The sequence below is a fragment of the Bacteroides sp. M10 genome (assembly GCF_014334015.1).
Classification (GTDB): domain Bacteria; phylum Bacteroidota; class Bacteroidia; order Bacteroidales; family Bacteroidaceae; genus Bacteroides; species Bacteroides intestinigallinarum.
In genome coordinates, this window is record NZ_CP060488.1 from 1,115,374 (window position 1) to 1,135,544 (window position 20,171).

Sequence of the window (20,171 nt, forward strand, 5' to 3'; positions counted from 1 at the left end):
TGTTAGAATATTGACAGGTTATAATAATTTGTTATTTCTTCTAATTCAGTGTATGCAAAGGCTGGATTTTCGGATAATCTAGCAAAGTCTTTGACCCTTTGCAATTCTCCTTTTAGCAAGTTACGTTCCATGTTGTAATTTTCCTCTGTTGAATCAAATTCTGGTGCTACTACAAGGTCATGGATGATTGCGATATGCTTATCGGGATGTTTTCTCAATATACGACCACGACGCTGGATAAATTGTCTTGGATTTCCTGTACTTGCACAGAAAATTGCAAGTTCGCTTCTTGGAACATCAACACCTTCATCCAAACATTTCATGGACGTAAGCACTTCGATATCACCAGTAGAAAATTTACTCAGCACTTCGTCTCTGTTCTGAATACCAGATATGAACTTCTTTACCGTAGTTGTTGGACTAACTTCTTGAACAATTTGAGTGTATTTGTCAATCAACTTATCTACATCCATATCATCAGTTGGATTGTCGGTTGTAGCATATTGAGTGGAACTGTCAAGTTGCATACCCTCAGGAACATAAACAAGTGTATATTTGAGACTTCCGCGTTCTTCAAAGCGTTGCCTTACGATTTGTCGGAATACTTCTTCCTTATTCTGGGCTTTATGAATGATTCTCTTACGTTTGAGTAATAGGCGCATTAGAATATCATCCACACCAGAGAAAGAACCTTCATCTATATTATAGAACTTGGCAAGCTGCAAAGAAATCTTCTTGTATTCAGCCATTTCATCCTCATTCAAGCGTACAACATGTGGAAAGTATCTATATCGACAAAGAAATCCATTGTCGATAGCTTCCTTCATAGAATACTCAAATGTATATTGGGCATCGCACCCAAAGAATTGCATAACAGCCTTGTTTCCTTTATCGTCAAATTGACGTTCGGGGGTGGCAGATAAACCAATACGGCGTAGAATCTTCACCCTATCTAACTTTGACATGATATTTGGTGCACCAATATTGTGAGCTTCATCTGCAATTAATAACATCTGTCGCTGTATTTTCTTACTCAATGACATGAGCTGCTTAAATGTAGATTCTCTTGAGAAAGATGCATACGTGGTAATGATAATAAACGACAAAGATGATTCATCGCTCTCGGCAAGACTCTCTTTTAGTTTTATGTCATCAATCTCTGATCTCCATCCTTGGTTTTTAGAACTCACTTTGATAATGTGGCTAAAATTGAATCGTTTACATTCATCCTCCCACTGTTCAACAAGGGTAATCGTAGGCACAAGTATCAAAGCTTGATAGAACTTAAATTTATTGTAAATCTGCAATAAGCAGTTCAGTGAGGTCAAAGTCTTTCCTGTACCAGTAGCCATTGCAAATAATCCCTTTTGTGATGCCTTCCAGTTATTGAAAGCCTCTTTTTGATATGGCCTTGGTTCAGGAAATGGAAATTGAGGAGATAGTGGTACAGACCGCTCTTCTTTAATATTCTCTTTCCCTTTATTCAAGGTATCAACTATTACTGTGACTTTGGCTTTTGCACGTTCTAAAATCCTGCGGATTGAATCCGACGTGCTATTCTCTGTCCTACTATAAAGAATACGTTGTTCATCTTCTAGAAGCTCCTTTATATCCTTATGTTTATAGGTCTTTGTGATATGCGTGATAATTTGGTCAGCTTTAAGATACTTGACCGTATCATCTTCACCAGAGAATGTACGATTGAAATCGTTGACAATATCGTTAATACGGTTCTTGTCTCGCTCTCCATCCCAATCACAAAATGCATTGATGCTCTCAATGTTTTCTACAAGAGCCATTCTTGAGAAGTTACATGAACCATCAAATGCCACTTTACTAATACCGTCAGAGAACATAGCACATTTAGAGTGTGCTATACCATTACCAACCTTGGGTGTAATAATCTTTATTTCAATACGCTCATTTTTGATAAGCCAAGACAAGCACTCAAAAAAATGTTTATCACGCTTAGAAAGAGTATATGATATACAGTCTATTGCATTAAGGTCAAAGTACGGTGTGTTTACTTCCGATTCACCAACCACAATAGCATTGCGATCTTCTTCGGACAAAACATCGTTGATAATCAACCTCATTCTACCACCGTTATAAAGAAATGCGGCAAAACCATCAGCTAACACATTGATCGCTGATGATGAGAAGAATCCCAGTTTAATATCGAATGTTGTAGCGTTACACAATGCCTCAGAGAAGAAGCCTAGTGGCTCCCACTCTGTTCGCGACATGAAACGCCTACTGTCCGGCCATATTACATCAGTTTTCAACATACAAATTTATATTTCTGCATGATGCGACTTAACTCATTAATCACATAATCAATAGATATAGGTCGTTTCTTTTTAGAATGATTGAGCATATATTTCAATACACTATATATGTCATCATGCCCATCAAAGAAATCAGATCGGCGAATGTTTCCAATAGGTGCATTTCCTTGAAGTATATACCAAAAGACCTTTCCTAATTGAAAGACATCTGACTGGTGATCTATATTACAGTCAAATTTGTATTTATTATTATCTGACTGAAGATACTTATTCATAGCTTCTGGTGAAAGCCATCCTTTAGGACCAATAAAATCATTTTTCTTATCATATATGTTGTCTTTATCACGAAATGCTATAAGCCCAAGATCACCAATCTTCCATGTATCATCAAACATGAGTATATTATCAGGTTTTAGATCTCTATGATAATATCCTATATCTTTCAATTCTTTCAGACCATTAGCTATTTGTAGGCATAAATCTATTCTATTCCCAAATGGAATATCATTATTCTCTAAATAGTTTTTTAAATCTCCAGAAGCATAATCCATTGTGTAGAAAGGGAACAGATATGTAGGACCCTTGCCGCCTTCTTTTTTTACTTTGCAAGACAATTGACCAAAAGAAGCAATTGTAACTACATTATGAATATGGCGTTTTTTACATTCAATTAAAGCTTCAATCTCTCTATAGAAACGTTTATTGCCTTCAGATACTGAATTATTATTATCTCTTTTATTAGAGATCTTAATAACTCTATCAGGAACAGAACTACCATCGTCTATATAATTTTGTGCTTGATATAAAGCGAATACATAAGAATTGGCACCTTTGCTATTCTTGTATCCTGGGCTGATAGAATCAACAAAATAGTCAATACCATCAATCGTAATTGCATTATTAGTGATTTCTTCGTATATACGAATACAATTGCGATCATAGATAAATGGTGTATTTACTATCATAGTCATAATTACTTTATACAATTTACAAGTAAATACTTGTCGTATTTTTTAGTAGAAAGATTTTCCTCAAGTTCATTTTGGGCAAAATCCATTAACTGTATTTGTTCCTCGCTCGGTGTATTTGACTCATTTGCGAGCATACTCTCAAAGAATAGCAGCCTTTTCTCCCTAGCTCGCTTTGAATTAGATTGACTTACACAATTAATAGCATATTCTTTGAACAACTCGTAGTCGTCATTTGATGGATAAATAATACCATTATCACTTATATACAATAGAATTTTATATTGCTCTTTCAATACGATAATAGAATCATCGATATGTTTATCTATAAAACAAAATAGTGTATAAAAATCATTACGCTGTTTGTATCTTGTTTCGTTGATTGGCTTTATGTCTTGAATAGCATTTACCCTATCAATAATATTGCAAAAACGTGTGAATTTCAATTCTGATACATCTGATTTTATTTTGCTCTCAAACAATTCTTCTACAGCATTTCTTTTATCTGTAATACCTTTTATCAGATATGCTGCTAATTCTTCTACGAGACTTCGATCATTCATTCTCATTACAGTCTTATCAGTAAAAATATCCAAGTCTATTAAGGGTTGATATTCGGACATTCTATTGACAAGATGCATGAAATCTGTATCATGATAATACGCATGATTTACTTCAGAAGGATTTAACTGCACTCCTCTTTTATTAACTAAATAAAAGAACTCTTCCTTCGTTTCTGTACTACCATTGAACTCCTCCAACAGAACAACATTTATCCTATAGTTCATAAATGTGTTCTCATTGTAATCTTTATAGTAACGTTTCGAAGAATCACGAAATTCATTCTTTATAAACTTATATATTGTAATAGCACGTTGCTGACCATCAACCATTTCAAATGTATTATCCTTATTTTTCAGAATAAAGAAGTTGGGTAAAGGATAACCTTTGCGAATAGAGTCAATTAACAATTTCTGATCCTTTGAGGACCAAATAAAGTTTCGTTGGTAAGGAGGACGGAGGTTGATTTTTTGAGATTCTATTAAATTTATCAGTTCACCAATAGTCCACTCTAAATTAGAATACTTCATATTATTACATTTTTTATATAAAACAATTCGCACAAAAGTTATCTTCATCAACATCACCAATATTGTCTGCTAATCGGCATGAGCCTGCTTGACGCTTAGCCTCTTGTTTCTTGATAGCATCCAATTTAATTTGACGGATACGCTCTGGCTTGATAAGGTCTGCCAAACTCTCATTTTGATTCCAAGTATAACCACCTTTCTCAAAATCCATTGCTTTTTGATAGAGATCAGGATGTTGCTCGTAAAGCCATATCCATTCTATTTTTTGTTGGAAAAAGCAGAAATAGCAACCAGAACGACTACGATTGTACGTACCAATCTTTCCGTCAACTTCAAACTTAATGGGTTTGTAGTAATCAGGTATACCGACACCACTTTCTTCAAGGATTCGGAATATGTCATCCCTCACGAGAATATCGTCATTATCAACTAATGGGAAATCGTCAAGTTTACCTACAGGATAATCCGTAGTTTTGAGGAACTTAAATACAGCTTTATTAAATAGTTTTGTATCCAAATCTAGTAGCGAATTGGTCTTTTTACTATAATAGAAATCTTTTGTGAGAGGCTTCTCAATAATCTTCTTCGCTTCGCTCAAAGTTTCTTCATCACACAATGAAGTATATATTTCTAAGAGTTGAGCAATGTTATTGTTGCTAAGTACCTTGTTTACAACATCCACACTCCAAATATTCTTGCGAAAAGGGAATATAGCTTGAATGTTAGGTTTAGTGGAAACATACCCTTCCCGGTCTTCATCTCCACGAATACCAACATAGGAAATTGTAGGTGCATCTCCCACAAACTTCTCCATTTCGGCTAATTTCATTTTCTGAGTGCACCAACGAGCTTGAGGCGAAGGTAAGTAGTTACCAGACGCTTTTAAAAAATGTTCAAATGGTGTTGGCTCTGGACTACCAGCAGCGGCTCTCAACATCGTTATACCACCAAGGTATGTTTCAAGACGACTTATCAATAGTTCTGTCTCTGCCAGTTCACAGCCTGTATCAGTATTATAATACTCCAATTTCATTTGTGGATATTTGTTCTTGAGGTAAATGGCTAATGCTGCACTGTCTTTGCCTCCTGATATACCCAATATGTGTCGTACCATATTTATCGCAATTTTTCGTTCAACATTTTGAGCAATATACAAACATCTAGCTCATCGTTACCAGATAATAGTGTTTGTATCCTATTTTCAATTTCTGCAACTTCTGCAAGTTTTACTTTAGGAAGACGATAAGTCCTACTTGATTTGAAATCACCTTTGCTAGTCGCCAATTCAAAGTTAAATGCCACTTCGTCAGTTTCATTATTAACTTCATTGAACGCTGTATATCGTTCTAGTTCTCCAAACAAGTGTGTAAGATTCGATAAAAACAAAGCTTCTTCTTTATCTTCTATAGATTCTATTTTACGGTCGAATACCACCAAACCTATTTTCTCATAAAACTCACGCTTATTATCAGATGGAGCAAGGACTCTATCCAAAAATGATTTAGACTTAGTTGTTAACAATCCTTTGTTTATACTTGAATAACGCTGAACCAAAATCTCTTTATATTTTATATAGTCGTGAGGCAGTCCTAAATATCCTACCACAGCATCTTCAATACGATCTATAAACAAATCATAACAGATAACCAATTCGTGAACAGCGGTTTTGATAAGCTGCAAATACTGAGCAGCAAATTCTTCATTATGAAAATCATTGTAGCCCAAAGCTGCTGGTATATCTTCAAGAAATGCTTTGCATGGGTCTTTTGCTGTTGCTAAAACATCTCTAAATTTTGCGGTCACATCGTAATCAAATTTACGAGTAGTCTTGGCATATTTGTTCAAGCCGTTATAAAAGTTGAAGAATGGGCGGATTGTATCCATAAGAGAATTGGATGTTATGGTTTCTCCACGCTCTTTATTCAGGAATTCTCTGTATTTATTGAATAACTCCAATTTGATACCGTTAACATCAAAAGCTTTTATCGTAAAGTCATTCAAGCGTTTCTGCAATAGCTCAAACAATTCTTTATTAATATTCAGAACAAATGTTTCGCCATTATAAAGCGCAAACTCCTGTTGCCTTACAAATAAAAAGATGGGCAACCAGAAGTCTATGACACCTTGTTTCAATTTGTATGGACGCATTTTTAATGTCTTTACTAAATCTGACAGTTTAAAGGCTTTCTCTGTACTTTTTGCTAAAAAATCAGAGCAAACAGTCCATAGCGATTGAAGATTTGGAGTAATTGGCTCTCCTAAGATCCACAATCCATCTTCGTTTTGGCGATGGATTCCGGAACTCTTAAACAATGTATTGTATATAGTACGCTCAGGCGGATATTGGGTTGGAGAAAATCCAAAATCTTCTTCTTGCCAATGCTCAATCATTGCATCTAACAGGTTCACTCTTGCCAAAGAAATTGCCGAGCTTATTTTCTGCTTGTTAAATAATTCATTTCTGATGATAGGTGTTTCATTATATACTACATCGCAAACAGTAGACAGAAGTTTATTGAAATCTTTTCGACTCTTTATTATCTGTTGTTCTCCATTGAAAAACCATTCAACCTGACCATTGGGCATTTCAACGCAACTATTAATAGCTTCATTAAGTAATTGCGCCTCAAAGGACTGTTGCTTAAGTATCTCTCCTTTTGCGATTCGGTCTTCCAACACCACATTATCAAGGAGATATTGCAGCTTCTTTATTTCATATAGGTGTCTGACAATTTTTTCTGTATCATTAAAGTAGGCATAGACTATGGCTTTGCCTGAACTCGCAGACAACTTCAATATGCAATCTTTAATATCCTCTAAAGGGAAAATCAGGTTTATAAAGCCATCATCGTCACCTGTTGGTTCTACATCATATGGTTCATTAGAAACTACATACTGGAAATAACGAGGAGTTCCAGTCCTATAGTATGAGGCAGATGCTACGACAACGGTTTTCTTTACATAAGGAGCAATTTCTGCTGCGACCAACTTTGGTACAGGTACAATTGTAGCTGCCTTATATAGTTCATCTTCAATATTTATATCTGTACCCTCAAATAAAATGAATTGAGATTTATATGCAGCAAAACGAATAATCTTGTTCGCGGTCAATTTCTCAATAATACCTCTTGGATTCTTTATGCCCAATGCCTTTAAAGCGTAAGTCTCCAAGAATGCTAAATCAACGACCACACCATTATAGAACAAGTTAAGCAAACCGATAGACTTAACAATTTTAAGTGCATCATCGATGTTGTTCTTATTAATGATTCCGCTTTCTACTCGTTCTATGGCAACACGAATAGCACGCCAGTTGGTAGAGTCAAGATTTGTTTCCGCCAAAGCTGTGTAGAAGTTATATATGACATAATCATAGACAACAGCCAAGTTATAAGTCGTTGTGTCATTTGGGAGAAAACTGTTTATTGAGTTGGATGCAGTGTCATGCAAGAAAGAAAATAGTGTTCTCTCATTCTGCCCATACCGTTGAATAGCCAGTGTCAAGCATGAAGCAGCTACCGCATCCAATGGATATAGCATCTTAGACGTTCTGACTGTCAGCGACTCTGATATGATTTTATTTTTCTTTGCCAACGAAAATATTTCAAGGAAATTCTCTTTGGCATTATCTGTCATTGTCTTTGATTTGGTTAGACTTTCGGCTGCCAAAAACAATAGTTGTTCTACTGGCTCTGCGAAAACCAATTCTTTAAAACGCCCCTTTACCTTTAACCACTCATTTCTTTGAGTTTCTGTAAGTTTGTGAGCATAGGATCCAAAATTTTGGTGAAGTGTGGTAATAAGTATTACATTTCGAGATGAAACATTAACAAACTCTGCTAATGTCTGTAAAAAATATAGTTCTTTTTCTGGATTATTGTTGGCTGCATGTTCAAGTATCTTGCCAAATTCATCAATGAAAATAAACAAGAATTTATTCTAATCCTTTAATTTTATCAAATACCTTGTCAGTGTACTAAAAACGTTTTTGCTATCATCGGAAGGAGCAATTGACAGCTCCTTTGATAACAACGTCGAAAGAGATGAATAGTCTCCTACGATATTCATAAACTCAAAACTCTTGGCATCTGCAAAAACGCTTCTTTCCGATACCAATTTTGATTTATTGTTGAGTAGGTCTTGTTCTAAAGCCATTAGGAAACTAGATTTTCCTGTTCCGTATGTTCCAATTATCAAGAATGAGTGAATTCCTGATTGGAAGCTATCGACTATATTGCCATACACCTTTTGTGCATTGGGCGTAACGATGTAATTGAAATTATCGCTCACGCCTTGGCTTATGTTTATAGATAAATTAAATTTCATCGTTGTTATAATATCTATTCAGCACTTCAAGTATATTTAATTTCTGGAGAAATTGTACATTTCTAATTCCGCTATTATCTGTGTAGCTAATTTCTTTGGGGTATTGTTCACTTAGCGAGCGTACTACCATCAAGAAAGAAGAAGTGGGAATGCAGAATATCAATGATAGTTCTTGTAACTTATCAAAAGAAACTGTTTTGTCCTCTCCGGCTATATGAACCAATGCAAATAGAATAATCAAAGGATTAACTTGCTCTATAGAAATTTCATTGAATGAATACTTTCCTTCGTTCTCACGGAGAAGACCTAATTCTAACAAAATACTCGCATATTCTTCGTATCCTTTCGGACTTGTCGGTGCAAGATAGTTCTGCAAAAGCACTCTTATGTCCTTCTTTACAGTATTTTCATTAAACACGTTTTTTTGTTCAGGTACATTGCACTTTCTTTTGATAAATGAAAGAACTTGTTCTTTATCAAACTCTTTCTTCTCACGTTGCAAGTCAACAAAAAACAGACGATAAATACTTGAAACCGCTGTCACTACTAACATATAGTGAAGAATCCATAGGGTGGCGTTATCTTCGGCATAAGGATCTCTTCCATCTCTATCATCAAAGAGATAATGAGCAATCTCCGTTGCCTCGTCATCATTCAAAAGACCAAATGCCCTCAGCCAAAATCTAATTGATTGAACCATGTTTTTGCCGACACCGAGTTTTACGACAGCATCAGGGTCTGTAAATCTATTACGGTCAACCAAATAATCATATCCCTTCTTTAGCCACATAGACTTACAAGGAAATGATTCGTGACCAGAAAAACAATATCTCATTTTATCAATATTTTTAGTGTTTAGTATTATGAAATAGATTTTCTAATTCTCTCATTTTTTCTATCAATTCTTCGAACGATGGTTTCTCTCCATATATCATAGACGATTGCATGTCCTTGTAATCGTTGTACCAATCGTCCATAACATCATCGGGAGGTAGCAACCTTATGCGTTTGCGAATGTCGGGAGTATAATCCACCCCACTCATGCTTGTGAATAATTCACGATGATGGTGGATTGTATTCCAAAGTTCATCGTTGGCAATCGCCCGTGTCGCAATGTCAGTGCTCATCATTTGTGCCAAGTCATACAGATGGCGGGATTTGCGATTGGCTTCTCTTGAAGTTTGAGATGAAAAAAGTTCATGCAACAAAAATGCCTTTTCTAAGAATGTTTTCTCTGCCAAGGCTGTGGGTATCACAACCTGCTTAACTATCGTGCTAATAGGTAATGCGTCTTCTACAATGCTTGTTACCGTTGCTTCTGCTGTGGGTTCGAGCAAGGAACGAGCACCAACCTCCAGTTTTACCTCTGAATGCAAATAAGGTAAATCTTCATCGAAAAGAGACCTGTAACGAATGTGTATCACTCTTGGCTCCGGGTATGTCCCATCACCTTCACCGTCAGGGTCAGCTTCCACTAACAGCCATTTCTCCATACCTGTTTCAGTAACCGCCCTTTGTAATGACTGGCAAAGTTCGTCACGCACAAAGATGGAAGAAGCCTTACGTAGCCGTTTGATTTGCTTTTTCGTCAAATCTCCCTCAAATCCCCAAATGGACGGGTCAATGGCCAAGTCTATGTCTTCGGAAAAACGTCGTATCACTTTCCATACCTTACTAAGAGATGTTCCGCCCTTGAATACAAGATGGTCTGCTATAGGTAATGAGAATACCATTTGTAATACTGCCGTTACCCATAAGTCCTTTTCTACAGCTTGTACAGGCAAGCCTGTTTTATTGGCTGTTTGGGTAAACACCATTTGCTGTTGTTCCTTGGATAGTTGGAAATAATTATTCATACGCTTGTCTTGTAAAGGTTCTTATCCATGCTGGCATAAGTGCCTCATCTGCCAGCACGTTCTCTTTTTGCTCTTTCTGAAGCACATTCTTAATTTGCTTGGCTATATCGTCGGTTATATTATCTTTCCCTACTTCTTTTAGGGCAAACGTAACCAGCATTGCAAGTGAATTTGTGAATGAAAGATTCTTGGGAGTCGTGTATTTGAACTGTATCGAACGACCATTTCCAAGGCTTACCTTGCGTGGTGCACCGTCTGTCAGATAAACAATATTCATAGGCACTTGAGTAGATATACCCAATTTGTTCAGCGCATAAATACCAGTCGGCACAATACGTGCCTTATCCCTGCGGGCTATCATCTCAGCAATCTGTTCTATGGATGGCATCAATATGCCAAGTCCCAAGACCGTATCAATCTCAGGATATAAATATATACCTCTTGCCAAACGGATGATATCACCTTTTGCAGTCAGTCGTTCAAGACTTTTGCCAATAGCCTTTACTTCACCGTATGACGTAAAATCAGAAGGAAAGAAGATGCTTCCTCTTCCTTTGGCTTTAATAGCTGTCAAAATATTCTCTTCTATGCTTGCCATCACGTTCTGTTTGTCGCAAAATTATAAATTATTTGCGACAACTCCAAGGCTTGGGTAAAATATGAGGTATTAATTAACATTACATGCTGAGATGCTATAGTCAAATGGATTTGATGGCAACATTCACTCCCTAATTCTGCGTAAACAATGCGTAAACAAACGGTTTCAGTTAGGGGGATTTAGTGAGTTCCATAGGAAATAGAGAAATACGTAACTGGTTGAATTTCAATAAAAATTGCGATAACAAGCTATCGCAGAATATCATCTTATCGTTCTCATAATCTGGAGGTCCCTGGTTCAAGCCCAGGCTGGTCCACTGAAAAATTCCTGTAAGTGAAACACTTGCAGGAATTTTTCCTTTTTATAACCATCCTCCAACTAGAGTAAAAGATAACTAATTGTTCCCAAACAGGTAAAAACAACAGCAACGGACAAAGCAGGAATAGCGAAGAATAAGGAATAGGGAAACAAGCCTATAATATTAAGCTTCAGAGCACCTAATATTAAATAATTCCAAAGTGTTTCAACGCCTTACAAAGCCCGTCATTCTCCACCGTACCAGTAACAAAATTGGCTGAAGCTTTGACTATCTCCGATGCATTTCCCATCGCCACTCCGATTCCGGCAGCTTTCAACATAGGAATATCATTACCACCATCACCGCAAGCCATTATTTCCGTCATTCCGATCCCATAATAATCGGCAAATACCGAAAGGCCGGTTGCCTTACTTATTCCTGCCACATTCACGTCAGCAAATAAAGGATGCCAGCGCGACAAGGAAAGATTAGGCAGAAACGGCATCACCTTTTGTTCCTTCTCATCATCGATATAAAAACAAAGCTGACAGCACTCTTTCTTTTCAAACAGGTCTTCAATGTCCACAACGGCCGGGATAGGGTGTTCCACGATTTTAGCAATCTGTTCGACAGTCGGAGTCAGACGATTGACAAACACACCTTCATCCAATTCAATAGCGACTGCAAAATCAAAGGCCTTTGCTATTTCCATGGCCTTCTTAAAATCATCTTTCGGAATAAGGTGCTTTCTTATCACAGTGCCATCCCGCAAAACACAGTCGGCTCCATTCAATGCTATAATTCCGTCATACGGAACATCAGCTATTTCATGAAGGTCGCCTGCCGCTCTACCGGTAGCAATGGCTATTCGAATTCCACCGTCATGAATCTTCCTAAGGGCATCAACAGAGGATGGCAACACTTTATGAGTTTCAAAACTTACCAATGTTCCATCCACATCGAGCATGATTGCTTTTATCATAACATTTATATCTTTATTCATTCTTCGATAATTTAGAGAAGCAAATCGACTATTCTCGACTGATAAGTCAGAGCAGTCAATTAAACAGTGACAAAGTTACTGAAAAAATTCCCATAACAAATACAGACCTCCAACACCTAAAATAAAAAAGGCAAAAGGAAACGAGATCCTTTTGCCCTATACCTATTGATACCAACTGAAAATTGATAGTGAACACTTAGCGGAAGTCCTTCAATTCTTCCTGCAATTTCTGACGGGTAAAGAATATGCGGCTCTTTACAGTACCTAACGGAAGATTCAGCTTTTCTGCAATCTCACGGTACTTGAATCCTGAAACGTGCATCGCAAACGGAACTCTGTATTCTTTTGGCAAAGCATTGACTACACGGTGCATTTCTTTTAAATCGTAGGCTCTTTCCGTACTTTCAAAACCTGAATCTTGCGGCAGGTTTAAGTGATAGAGGTTTTCAGTCTGATCGACAAATGTCTGATCGCGCACTACTTTGCGGTAATTATTAATAAAGATGTTTCGCATTATAGTATACATCCATCCTTTGAAATTTGTGTCGGGGGTATATTTATCTTCGTTATCCAATGCTTTTAATGAGGTTTCCTGCAACAAATCGTTCGCTTCTTCACGGTCGGTTGTCAGTTTATATGCAAAACGGAGTAATTCATCCTGTACTCCTACCAGATCTTTTCTGAAGCTTAAACTTTTCATATTCGTTATTTTTAAATTGTGAGTATTCGTTATCATCATTTCGATGTTGCAAGTTTACGGGTTTTCAGCAAATGTGACAGGTGAAGAACAGACATTGTTTAGGGGAAAATCTATCCACTGATAGAATTTAGGTCATTTTTGATAGTATTCAGGTGGTTTTGAGACCGTCTTTATAGCGAAAATCCCATTTTGAAGTCACACCTGACTCAAAATGGGATAACACAAACAAAACAAACAATATTAGCGATTTTCACAAACAGCTGTCTTTTTCATCTTTAAAAATTCATAAGACTTAATTTAGATTATGTTGCTAAAACATTCTAATTATGGGAACAAAAGTATTGTTTTCCGGCAAAAAGGAACGTAGGATTTAAGAATAGTTATAAAGAATAATTGTTTTATATATAAAAAATTGTGTCTGACTATAAAGAATTATATTTAATATTTGCTGTCAGAAGAGGCATAAATGCTTTATTTGACGATATTTTATAATATCAGCATTGCAAAGCGATGTAAATTCTCCTACTTCTTTTTTTCACTAAGAATTAATTTCTATATTTGGAGAATATACAACCAAATTTAGATTTACTATCTATGACTGATACCATCTCTTACCAATATGCAGCTCCTTCCGCACTGCAACGGTCAGCCGATCAGGACGAACTGTTTCTTGCCAAATACAGCGAAATAGAAAAGAAAGAAGCACCCTGTTTCTTTTGGGGAAAGTTGACACAACCCTACATGACAGCACGCTGCCTCATCGCATTATCCAATGTTGTGCAGTCCAGTTTTAATCTGACACCGGCACAGCTTTCCATGCTGAAAGATCCGATTGTAACCGCAGGAAATGACCGCCTGCGCTTTGAAGGATTTTCTAATTGTGCAGGTGTATATGCCAGGGTCGACGTACTTCCTGACGGACACGACGGAGAATTTCTGGAAAACGGGACAACAAACGTAGATTTTAACCCCGGAATGATTTCCGCTTTAGGAGGAATAGGCAGACAGGAGAATGTGGTGATGTCGGTCGGCCCCAAAGAGGTGGGACTTTATCATAAAGGTGAGAAAGTGATAGAACGGAAAGTACCTCTTCCCGTAAAATGGATAAAAGGGTTGACTACGGTACAGATTTATCAATCCGTTGCGGAACAGCTCTACTCCTTCAATCGCATACAAACCTTACAACTCTTCCAGACTCTTCCGAAAAGTAGCGTGAAATGCGACTATTATTTAGTGATGCGCGGTCAAAAACCCGCCTTTTCACCGGTGAAAAGTATGAATGCCGTCTGCATTGGAGGAGTTCATCGCTTACGTCTGCTCGAGCCCTTGCTTCCATTTGCCGATGAGCTGAAAGTCTTTGCGCATCCCACCATGCAATCTACCATTTGGCAACTTTATTTCGGTCCGGTACGCTTCAGCCTTTCTCTTTCCCGCGAATGTTGGAGAGGATTTTCCGGAGAAGGCGCCGCACTGGAATCTCTGCTCGAAGATGTTCCCGAAAGATGGATAGAGGCAATGGACAAATACAGTTATGCCAACCAACAGTTCAACCCCACGCTTTTTGCCATAGAGGAACATATTGATCTGGATAAGGTAGATTCTCTCACGGCACGGCTCGCAGCCATGGGATTATTGGGATTCGATTTGGATGAAAACAGCTTCTTCTACCGTCGCCTGCCTTTCAAAACCGAACGTATTTTAAGTCTCAATCCTCGAATGATAGCTGCAGAAAAACTACTGGAAGAAGAAAAAGTAGAAATCATATCGAATGACGAGAAACGGACAGAAGCACGCGTGGCAGGAAGCGGAGGTGTCAGGCATACGGTCATTCTCGACAGAGAGAGTGAGAAGGAGCGTTGCACTTGCACCTGGCTCAGCAGCAATCAGGGAGAACGGGGAGCTTGCAAACATATTCTGGCAGTAAAGAAACTAGTACAATGGAAGAATTAAAAAAAGAACTGGAGAAATTATCCAAGGCTTATGTGGATACTCCGGAGAATGAAGAGAAGATATTAATCCCTTTTGTCAAAAGATTACTGGAGTTACCAATGAAAGAAAGGCGGAAACTGTTGCCGGTTATCCGGGATTTACAATGGATAAAAAGTAAGTTTGCCGGTTTCAGTAGTGAGACAACCTGCAGTGCGGCACGGGCACATTTTCTATCTGCTGTCCAGTTTGTCTGCGCCAACAAACGGGAGATGGATATGGCATATCATGTGAAGTTTGATATGCTTTGCAAACTACTCCCGCTCTACTACCCCACCTGGTTGACTGATTTTATCAATGATGACAAAACTTGGTTTAATTTCGATCTCAATTACGAACAGCTGATGCAGCTCATGGATATGGGATACCTCAAAGAAATCGCTCCAAGCCGCATTGCACATGTACTCCCCTGGATTACCCGTATCAGAAATAAAGAACCCAAAGGAAACGATACTTTCAACAGTGAGTTATTACTCAAGCGTGACATCACCCTGAAAGAACATATCTGGACGATTTTCGAATACGAATCGTCCACCGGCTATCAAGATGATTGCGCCAAAGAGGCTTATAAAAAAGGAGTTACCGCACGGGATGAAAGTATCAGTGCCGCTCTCTACCGCTTTTCGCTGGACGGCCATCTGGATAGAGAACGCCTATTAAAAGCCACACTCGCCACTTTCCACCGGAGTTTCAAGAAAGACATGGCAGGATGGTTTGCCGGATTCTTCGAAACCCTGCAACCAACTACCGGAGAACTGTTATCCTTGCAAGAAGAGATGATGCAAATATTCACCTCTTCCTATACCAAACCGGTGAACGTGATGTTGCAACAGTTGAAAAATATTGCATCCGAAGAAGGATTCCGTTATCAGGAATTTATCGAACGGGCAACCACCCTTTTCTTCTCCAGCCCCAAAAACTCGCTGCTTACCATTTACGCCCTCTTTGAAAAGATCGTCGCACAACATCCCGAGATGAAAGAGCCCTGCTGCATCATTCTCTGCCAACTCTTCTTGAAGAAAGACGAAAGCCTGCAAAAGAAAGCCGCTAATTTTATATCAAAGTATGGAGACGCCTCTTCATCCAATCTCCAGGAAACACTGCAATCTTATCAACCGGAGATGTTTCAAAGCGTGCATGCGATACTCTCGTCTTTTAAACCGCAGCCTGCAGAAGAAGCCCATGAACCCGATGTAAGTGTGGGAGAAACAGTACGCATTTGCAGGGAAGACAACCCTATTCCCTTCCCCGCCAACAAAGAAGATTTCCTGTTCCAGCTTAGTCGTTTGTTCGACATGGAGGAAAGTTGGGAGATAGAAACAACCATTGCCGCCATCATTGCTTTCCATCCCCAATTGGACAAAGAAGATCTCAACCGGATGGAACCGGTTTTCCAACGGGCTGCCACTATCGTTGCCAATGGTTGGGAGCCATACGAAGATCTTCTCGCTACCTTCCTACTGGAATATCAACGTTTATGGGCACAGAAAGATACCTCCAACACTGGATTTTTGAGAAATATGTTCACCCGATTGGAAGAAAGACTGAAAGGAGTAGATGAAAACAGAGGAGCTTATGACGAGCGCTCTTTCAAACGACTTGCCGACTGGAAACCCGGCTACAGCAACGCAACCTGTTTCACCCCCATCAAACAATTATGGCTGAATGTGATCCGTAAAATAAAAGGAGGCAATGCTTTCCCCCTACTTTCTACTCCCACCCATACCCCGGCATACGTACAAGCTACCGAACTGATACGCCGGCTTGCCGTATATCAGAAAGCAGGAGCGAAACTCTGTCCATGGGATTTCCAGCTAGCTATTGCCCGCTGCGCCATGGAAGACAAAGAAGAAGCCATCGCCACCGCCCGACAACTGTTGCAAGATGAATACCTGCATCTCTGCCTGTTCCTGTTGGATGAAAACACGCTACCCGAACCGCCCTACAATCATCCGACCGCCTGGGTGGCCGCCGGACTGGTAAAAGCACCGGAGACGGAATTCGAAGCATTCAAATCTTTCGCCTGTAACACATTACCGCACAACTATCTGACAGGAGACTACGAGTGGAAAGAGGTAAAACCCAAAGAGAAATCATACGAAACAGACAGGCGTCTGCTCCAACTCGAGTTCTACAAATGGCATACATATGCCGAATGCAACAGCCATCAGTTATGGCAGGAACATCTGATCATCAACAGTAAATATAACATGGATGATTCCCGTTATATGGAACCTCTGCTATGCTGTTTCCCCAACCGCCCGGAACCATTGATAGCCCAGATTATCACATGCTACATGGCTTTCGGCACTCCGCAGGAAGACAGCAAACGCACCCTCGCCTGTGCCTTGCGCATGCTGTTGTCTTTCCACTGCCCGCTCAAAGAGATGAGTTTGCTCCTACTAAGTGGTTCGCTGCTTTTTGTAGACAAAACAGTCCGTTCCTATGCAGCCGAATTATGGGTAGAAGGAGTATCCACAGGAAGAATAAACAATCACCGGGTAGGAGAAATCCTGGCCCGCCTCATCCAGATGGAACTTGCTCCGCTAAAACGCTTCACCACCCAAGTGTACGAAAGCATGTACAAACGAAGTACTTTCCACAACCACCAACTGGAAGCACTGCTCACAGTATTTATCGGCGGATTGCCCGACAAACCCGTCACCGGACTCAAACAACTGCTCGAACTTTATCTGGAGCTATTGACCATCAACCACAGCAAGGTTACAGACGAACACGTTTCACACTTGCTTGACGTATGGAAAGGAATACCCAATCTGAAGAAAGTGGTGGCTAATATCCAACGATAAGGAGAAGCGGTTAACACTACTTAATCTCTTACTTCGTGCCACTATATTGGCACAGTTGTGCCATCGAAGTGGCATCGTTGTGCCAATGTGCTGGCACGACTGTGCCAACGAGGTGGCACAACCTTGGCATTCGAATATCGGGATTTAGAGTATAGCCTATTGGAGCTAAAGCCTAAAAAAAGTATCTTTGGCACACTAAATACAAAAGGTTGAATGATTATTCTAAAATATAGTTTAGCTATTTTCTGTTTGTTGCTGACAGGATGCTCCTTCTTTTCCAGTCATAAGGAAAAGGAGAACACTCCCCTCATGGAATACGAACATACGACGGAGGATATACAACCACACGAAGAATGTTCCACCATCTCACCACCGGAGCGAAGCGAAATGGCTCTCTACATGGACTCATTAGGACTCGTCAATATAGCTGACCTGGATAGCAGTCTCGTTGTAAAACTGATGTATACGCAGGCTGATAATTTCACGGGCGAAGTGCTTTACAACAACTTAACGGAAGCCTACCTTCATCCGGATGCGGCATACGCTCTGATAGAAGCACAAAAAGCCTTAAAGAGACTACACCCGTCTTATAGTCTTATCATTTACGATGCGGCACGTCCCATGTCGGTACAGAAAAAGATGTGGAACGTAGTGAAAGGAACGTCCAAATATAAATATGTCTCCAACCCCAACCGTGGAGGCGGGTTACACAACTACGGACTGGCAGTAGACATCAGTATCCAAGACTCTCTGGGACAGCCCCTACCGATGGGAACCAAAGTAGACCACTTAGGCATGGAAGCACACATCACAGACGAGATCGGATTGGTACATAATGGAAAAATGAGTGAAACAGAGCGTCAGAACCGGTTACTGCTACGAAAAGTGATGAAAGAGGCCGGATTCCGTGCATTACCTAGCGAATGGTGGCATTTCAATTTTTGCAGCCGGGACGTAGCCAAACAGAAGTATAAGTTAATACCATAACCGACACTCGGCAACCCCCATAATCAGAGCTCGACGATTCATTGTAATATCCTATAACACAATAACACCATGATGCAAATTTCTCCTGAAACCCAACTTTTTATTCGTGAACATTCATCGGACGATGTACGTGCGCTGGCTTTACAAGCTAAAAAGTTCCCGGATATAGATATGCCAACTGCCATCACCCAAATTGCAGGAAGGAAGGTAGCGGCCGAAAAGATTCCCTCATGGTGGGAGATCGAAAAGATATGGTATCCGAAACATCTGTCGCTGGAACAATGCTCTTCAGAAATCACCGCCCGCTACAAGGCACGTCTTTTGCAAGGAGATTCTCTGACCGACCTCACCGGCGGATTCGGCATTGACTGTTCTTTTCTTGCCACCGGATTCAAGTCCGCCACTTACGTAGAACGTCAGGAGGAACTCTGCGAAATAGCAGCACATAACTTTCCCGTACTGAATCTAAACCATATAAACATAAGAAACGAAGACGGAGTAACCTACCTGCAAGCAATGTCCCCCGTAGACTGCCTCTTCCTCGACCCTGCGCGCCGCAATGAGCACGGCGGAAAAACGGTTGCCATCTCCGACTGCGAACCAAACGTAGCCGAACTGGAAGAGCTTTTACTTCAAAAGGCCAACCGGGTAATGATAAAACTCTCTCCCATGCTCGATCTTTCATTGGCACTGAAAGAACTGAAACAGACACAGGAAGTTCACATTCTGTCCGTCAACAACGAATGTAAGGAACTACTCATCCTACTCGGACAAACATCACCGACAGAAATCTCCATTCATTGCGTGAACCTCTCCACGAAAGGGACTCAAGAAGAACAACACTTTGTATTCACCCGCGAACAGGAGCAATGCAGCGAATGCACATATACGGATTCTTTAGAAACCTATCTTTACGAACCGAATGCCTCCCTTCTGAAAGCCGGTGCTTTCCGTAGCATTGCAGCAGCTTACCCTGTCCGTAAACTGCATCCCAATAGCCATCTTTATACTTCCGATACTTTCATTGAAAACTTCCCCGGAAGAATATTCCGTATTGTCAACCAGTGCAGTTTCAATAAAAAAGAAGTAAAGGAGAATCTGGCAGGCCTGAAAAAAGCAAATGTAACTGTCCGCAACTTCCCCGCCACAGTAGCCGAACTCCGCAAACGAATCCATTTGGCTGAAGGAGGAGATACCTACTTATTTGCCAGTACATTAAATAATGGGCAAAAAGTGCTGATTCGCTGTGAGAAAGTCTGA

At 39.6% G+C, this 20,171-nt stretch carries 15 protein-coding genes; 4 read left to right on the top strand and 11 right to left on the bottom strand.

The window, feature by feature from the left end:
* Positions 1-2 precede the first annotated feature (2 nt).
* The 11 genes from H8796_RS04310 to H8796_RS04355 form a co-directional block, all read right to left on the bottom strand.
* A complete protein-coding gene (locus H8796_RS04310; RefSeq protein ID WP_117932747.1) occupies positions 3-2,288 on the bottom strand; it encodes a DEAD/DEAH box helicase family protein in 2,286 nt (761 codons plus the stop codon).
* Positions 2,282-3,253 (bottom strand): protein kinase family protein, encoded by a 972-nt coding sequence (locus H8796_RS04315; protein WP_004323942.1) that lies wholly within the window; start codon positions 3,251-3,253, stop codon positions 2,282-2,284. Before H8796_RS04315 ends, H8796_RS04310 begins: the two co-directional genes overlap by 7 nt.
* An 8-nt stretch (positions 3,254-3,261) precedes the next feature.
* Positions 3,262-4,347, bottom strand: a complete 1,086-nt coding sequence (locus tag H8796_RS04320; RefSeq protein WP_117932745.1) for a DUF262 domain-containing protein — start codon at positions 4,345-4,347, stop codon at positions 3,262-3,264.
* Between the two features lie 13 nt (positions 4,348-4,360).
* Positions 4,361-5,467 (bottom strand): hypothetical protein, encoded by a 1,107-nt coding sequence (locus tag H8796_RS04325; RefSeq protein WP_025018537.1) that lies wholly within the window; start codon positions 5,465-5,467, stop codon positions 4,361-4,363.
* A complete protein-coding gene (locus tag H8796_RS04330) occupies positions 5,464-8,277 on the bottom strand; it encodes a hypothetical protein (protein WP_233530294.1) in 2,814 nt (937 codons plus the stop codon). The genes H8796_RS04325 and H8796_RS04330 overlap by 4 nt, the downstream gene beginning before the upstream one ends.
* Positions 8,278-8,286: 9 nt before the next feature.
* The gene (locus H8796_RS25335; protein ID WP_233530295.1) at positions 8,287-8,673 is read right to left on the bottom strand and encodes a hypothetical protein; all 387 of its coding nucleotides are present in this window, start codon (positions 8,671-8,673) and stop codon (positions 8,287-8,289) included.
* Entirely contained in the window at positions 8,663-9,508 is an 846-nt protein-coding gene (locus H8796_RS04335) for a DUF4007 family protein (protein WP_007841917.1), read from the bottom strand. The genes H8796_RS25335 and H8796_RS04335 overlap by 11 nt, the downstream gene beginning before the upstream one ends.
* Positions 9,509-9,521: 13 nt before the next feature.
* Positions 9,522-10,529: a nucleotidyl transferase AbiEii/AbiGii toxin family protein gene (locus tag H8796_RS04340; RefSeq protein ID WP_007219209.1), complete on the bottom strand. Its 1,008-nt coding sequence runs from the start codon at positions 10,527-10,529 to the stop codon at positions 9,522-9,524.
* Positions 10,522-11,127: a DUF6088 family protein gene (locus H8796_RS04345; RefSeq protein WP_004323950.1), complete on the bottom strand. Its 606-nt coding sequence runs from the start codon at positions 11,125-11,127 to the stop codon at positions 10,522-10,524. The genes H8796_RS04340 and H8796_RS04345 overlap by 8 nt, the downstream gene beginning before the upstream one ends.
* 503 nt (positions 11,128-11,630) lie before the next feature.
* Positions 11,631-12,407: a Cof-type HAD-IIB family hydrolase gene (locus tag H8796_RS04350; protein ID WP_117932943.1), complete on the bottom strand. Its 777-nt coding sequence runs from the start codon at positions 12,405-12,407 to the stop codon at positions 11,631-11,633.
* A gap of 217 nt (positions 12,408-12,624) precedes the next feature.
* Positions 12,625-13,128 carry an RNA polymerase sigma factor gene (locus tag H8796_RS04355; protein ID WP_117932743.1) on the bottom strand — a complete coding sequence of 168 codons (504 nt, stop codon included), beginning with the start codon at positions 13,126-13,128 and terminating at the stop codon, positions 12,625-12,627.
* Between the two features lie 594 nt (positions 13,129-13,722).
* On the opposite strand from H8796_RS04355, the gene H8796_RS04360 reads away from it, so the two are divergent.
* The 4 genes from H8796_RS04360 (at position 13,723) to H8796_RS04375 (ending at position 20,171) form a co-directional block, all read left to right on the top strand.
* On the top strand, positions 13,723-15,078 hold the full coding sequence (locus H8796_RS04360; protein ID WP_117932741.1) for an SWIM zinc finger family protein: 1,356 nt from the start codon (positions 13,723-13,725) through the stop codon (positions 15,076-15,078).
* Positions 15,066-17,924 carry a DUF6493 family protein gene (locus H8796_RS04365; RefSeq protein WP_117932739.1) on the top strand — a complete coding sequence of 953 codons (2,859 nt, stop codon included), beginning with the start codon at positions 15,066-15,068 and terminating at the stop codon, positions 17,922-17,924. The genes H8796_RS04360 and H8796_RS04365 overlap by 13 nt, the downstream gene beginning before the upstream one ends.
* Before the next feature lie 213 nt (positions 17,925-18,137).
* Complete coding sequence (locus H8796_RS04370) at positions 18,138-18,911, top strand: M15 family metallopeptidase (protein WP_117932737.1); 774 nt, start codon at positions 18,138-18,140, stop codon at positions 18,909-18,911.
* Positions 18,912-18,980: 69 nt separating this feature from the next.
* Entirely contained in the window at positions 18,981-20,171 is a 1,191-nt protein-coding gene (locus tag H8796_RS04375; RefSeq protein ID WP_187343938.1) for an SAM-dependent methyltransferase, read from the top strand.